This is a genomic window from Streptomyces pathocidini, from assembly GCF_001418495.1.
GTDB classification, from domain to species: Bacteria; Actinomycetota; Actinomycetes; order Streptomycetales; family Streptomycetaceae; genus Streptomyces; species Streptomyces pathocidini.
Genome location: NZ_LIQY01000638.1, coordinates 1 through 3,770 on the forward strand (window position 1 = coordinate 1; position 3,770 = coordinate 3,770).

Annotated in this window: 4 protein-coding genes; 3 read left to right on the top strand and 1 reads right to left on the bottom strand. The window is 72.6% G+C overall.

What is annotated here, in order from left to right; all coding sequences use genetic code 11:
* The first annotated feature begins 110 nt into the window (after positions 1–110).
* The 3 genes from AOK16_RS23845 to AOK16_RS23855 are packed head-to-tail and all read left to right on the top strand — an operon-like array spanning position 111 to position 2,655.
* Positions 111–386 (top strand): hypothetical protein, encoded by a 276-nt coding sequence (locus AOK16_RS23845; RefSeq protein WP_055474184.1) that lies wholly within the window; start codon positions 111–113, stop codon positions 384–386.
* A gap of 11 nt (positions 387–397) precedes the next feature.
* Positions 398–1,267 carry an acetyl-CoA carboxylase biotin carboxyl carrier protein gene (locus AOK16_RS27800; RefSeq protein WP_205627770.1) on the top strand — a complete coding sequence of 290 codons (870 nt, stop codon included), beginning with the start codon at positions 398–400 and terminating at the stop codon, positions 1,265–1,267.
* Positions 1,268–1,272: 5 nt separating this feature from the next.
* Positions 1,273–2,655: an acetyl-CoA carboxylase biotin carboxylase subunit gene (locus AOK16_RS23855; protein ID WP_055474185.1), complete on the top strand. Its 1,383-nt coding sequence runs from the start codon at positions 1,273–1,275 to the stop codon at positions 2,653–2,655.
* Between the two features lie 24 nt (positions 2,656–2,679).
* Here AOK16_RS23855 and AOK16_RS23860 read toward each other — a convergent pair whose 3' ends face one another.
* Positions 2,680–3,708: a methyltransferase gene (locus AOK16_RS23860; RefSeq protein ID WP_055474186.1), complete on the bottom strand. Its 1,029-nt coding sequence runs from the start codon at positions 3,706–3,708 to the stop codon at positions 2,680–2,682.
* Between the last annotated feature and the right edge of the window lie 62 nt (positions 3,709–3,770).

The window sequence follows — 3,770 nt, forward strand, 5'->3', positions numbered from 1 at the left end:
CCGGCGGCTCGGGCACCACGCCGTCGACGATGCCAAGCCGGAGCAGTGCCCGCGCGTACAGGCGCGGCGCCCGCGCGGCGGTGGGCGCCGCATGGGGCTCCTTACACAGGATGGCGGCGCCCACCGCCGCACGGGCGCTGCGCCTGGACGCGCGGGAACTGCTCCGGCTTGGCATCGTCGACGGCGTGGTGCCCGAGCCGCCGGGCGGCGCCCACGGCGACCACGCGGGGGCGGCCGCCCTCCTGGGGTCCGCGCTCGGCGCGGCCCTGGACGAGCTCATCCCCTGGGACCCCGGCCGGCTGCTGTGCGAGCGCGGGAGCCGGTTCCACCGCTTCGGAGTCGAGGCGGGCAACCCGGCCGGAGCGGGCGTCCCGGCCGGCACCTGAGGAGGCCGATCGTGAAGCGGAACATCGACAAGGCGGACATCGACAAACCCGGCGCGTACGAGAACGGCCGGAGTCCCACGTACATCGGGAACGGCAAGGCGCACGGCAACGGGCACGGGCACGGCAATGGCCACGGGAACGGGAACGGTTCCGGCGGCTACAACGGGACCGACTTCTCCCAGGACTTCGCCCCGTTCGGCCACCCCGACATCGGTTCGCTCTGCCACAACGTGCTGGAGCTGCTGAAAGCCGCGCCGCAGCCGCCGCTGCGGATCAGGCTCCAACAGGGCCAGATGTCATTGGAGTTGGAGTGGCCGGAACCTGCCGCGCCGGCCCCCCTGGCGTCGGCCTCTCTGACTCCTGCACCCCTGGCTCCGGCAGCCCCGGCGCCGACACCCCCCGCTCCGGCGCCCTCCCCCTCTGGCCGGCCCGTACCGCCGCCTGAGCGAGGGGCAGCGGCCTCCGCCTCAGCGGACAACCCGGCCGCCGAGACGACCCGTTACGTCCTCGCCCCGACCGTCGGCACCTTCTACCACTGCTCCGAGCCGGGGGCCGCGCCGTTCGTCGCGGTCGGCGACGAGGTCAGACCCGGGCAGCCGGTCGGCGTCCTGGAGGTCATGAAGATGATGAGCACCGTCGAGGCGGACGCCGCCGGGCTGGTCGTCGAGATCCTGGCGCCGGACGCGCACCCCGTGGAGTACGGCCAGCGCCTGATCGCCATCGAGCCGCTCGACTCCGCCGCGTCCCCCGCTCTCCCCGCGGTCCCCAAGGTCCCCGCGGTCCCCAAGGTCGCCGAGGTCCCCGCGATCGCTGAGGTCCCGGCGGTCGCCAAGGTCTCCGAGGCTTCCGAGCTCCCCAAGGCCCCCGAGGCAGAGGCCTGATCGCCATGTTCAGCTCCGTGCTCATCGCCAACCGCGGCGAGATCGCCCTGCGCATCGCCCGTGCCTGCCACGAACTCGGCATCCGCTCGGTGGCGGTGTACTCCACCGCCGACCGCGACTCCGCCGTCGTACGGTTCGCCGACGAGGCCGTGCACATCGGCCCCGCCCCCGCCAAGTCCAGCTACCTCAGCATCCCGGCGATCATCGAGGCCGCCCGGCTCTCCGGCGCCCAGGCCATCCACCCCGGGTACGGGTTCCTGTCCGAGGACCCGGACTTCGCCGACATCTGCGCGGCCAGCGGCATCACGTTCATCGGCCCGTCCCCCGAGGTGATGCTGCGGCTCGGCGACAAGGCGGCGGCCCGTACGGCGATGCACGAGGCGGGCCTGCCGGTGCTGCCCGGCAGCAGCACCGCGCTGACCACCTCGGCGGAGGCCAAGGAGACCGCCCAGCAGACCGGTTACCCCGTGATCCTCAAGGCCGTCGCGGGCGGCGGCGGGCGCGGCATGGCCGTCGTCCGCGACCCCGACGAGTTGCTCACCGCCTACCGCGAGACCCGCGCGCACGCCCGCGCGGTCTTCGGCGACGACCGCCTCTACCTCGAGAAGTACGTGGACGACGCCCGCCATGTCGAGGTGCAGGTGCTGTGCGACCGGCACGGCTCGGCGATCCACCTCGGCGAGCGCGACTGCTCGGTGCAGCGGCGCCACCAGAAGCTCCTGGAGGAAGCCCCCGCGCCCCACCTGCCCGAAGGGCTGCGCGCGGAGATGTGCGAGGCGGCCGTGCGGGGCGCGCGGGCGGTCGGCTACGAGGGCGCGGGCACCTTCGAGTTCGTGGTGACGCCCTCGCACGAGTTCTATCTGATGGAGATCAACTGCCGCCTCCAGGTCGAGCACCCGGTCACCGAGATGGTCACCGGCATCGACGTCGTACGCGAGCAGATCCTCGTCGCGGCCGGCCTGCCGCTGAGCGTGCGCCAGGCGGACGTGACGACGCGCGGGGTGGCGGTGGAGTGCCGCGTCAACGCCGAGGACCCGGACCGGGACTTCGCCCCGACCCCCGGCCTGCTCTACGAGTTCGTGCCCCCGGGCGGCCCCTTCGTACGGGTCGACACCCACAGCTACTCGGGCTGGCGGGTGGGCCCGGACTACGACTCGCTGCTCGCGAAGGCGGTCGTCTGGGCCCCCGACCGGCCCCAGGCGATGGCCCGCATGGATCGCGCGCTGGAGGAGTTCCGCGTCGGCGGAGAGGGGGTGCGCACGACGATCGGCTTCCTGCGGCGGGCGCTGTCCCACCCGGAGTTCCGCGCCGGCCGGCACACGACGGGGCTGGTCGCGAAAATGGCCGCCGAGGAGGAACTGGGCTCCTCGGCGACCGATCGCTTCTGAACTCCGGGACCTGTCCCGGGACTCCTACCCCGGAACCGTGCTCTCGAAGGCGTGCAGGTAGGCGTTGACCGGGCGGACGCCGCCGACCGTGAGACCGGCCTCCTTCATCCGGGTCATCATGCTGTCCTTGGTGTGCTTCGCGCCCCCGACGTTGAGGAGCAGCAGCAGGTCCATGGCGCTGGTGAACCGCATCGAGGGGCTGTCGTCCACGAGGTTCTCGATGACCACGACCCGTGCCCCGGGCGGCGCGGCCGCGACGACGTTGCCCAGCGTCCTGCGCGTACTCTCGTCGTCCCACTCGAGGATGTTCTTGATGATGTACATGTCGGCCTTGACCGGGATCCCGCTCCGGCAGTCACCGGGCACGATCCGTACGCGGTGGGCGAGTTCGCCGCCTTCCCGCAGCCGCGGGTCGGCCTTGGCGACCACGGCGGGCAGGTCCAGCAGCATGCCCTCCACGTCCTGGTGCTTCTCCAGCAGGCTGGCCAGCACGTGGCCCTGACCGCCGCCGATGTCCGCGACCACCGAGACGCCCTTGAGGTCGAGGAGGGCGGCGACATCCTCGGCCGACTGGCGGCTGGAGGTGGTCATGGCCCGGTTGAAGATCTGGGCCGACTCGGGCGCGTCCTCGTGCAGGTACTCGAAGAAGCCCTTGCCGTAGAGGTCCTGGAACACGCTCCGGCCGGTCCGTACCGCCTCGTCCAGCCGCGGCCACGCGTCCCAGGTCCAGGGCTCGGTGCACCACAGGGCGATGTAGCGGAGGCTGTTGGGAGCGTCCTCGCGCAACTGCCGTGACATGGGGGTGTGGACGAACCGGCCGTCCTCGGTCTCCGCGAAGATCTCATGGCTGGCCAGGGCGCGGAGCAGCCGCCGCAGGGACCGCGGATCGGCCTGCACCTCGGCCGCGAGTTCGTCGGCCGAGACGGGGGCGTCCCCCAAGGCGTCGGCCACGCCCAGCCGGGCCGCCGCGCGGACGGCGGCTGCGCACGCGGCCGCGAAGGCCAGTTCCCGCAGGCGCATGGCCGGTTGGGGGGTGGAGGTCTCGGAGGTCATGCCGACTCCATTTCTCGTTTTGTTGTTGTCATGAGGGCTTGCTGTCGTGAGGGGGGCTGTGG

Bases quoted from the DNA above. Each gene is read 5' to 3' on its own strand.
- AOK16_RS23845 (WP_055474184.1), top strand. From the start codon at position 111: ATGGCGGCGCCCACCGCCGCACGGGCGCTGCGCCTGGACGCGCGGGAA.
- AOK16_RS23855 (WP_055474185.1), top strand. From the start codon at position 1,273: ATGTTCAGCTCCGTGCTCATCGCCAACCGCGGCGAGATCGCCCTGCGC.
- AOK16_RS23860 (WP_055474186.1), bottom strand. From the start codon at position 3,708: ATGACCTCCGAGACCTCCACCCCCCAACCGGCCATGCGCCTGCGGGAA.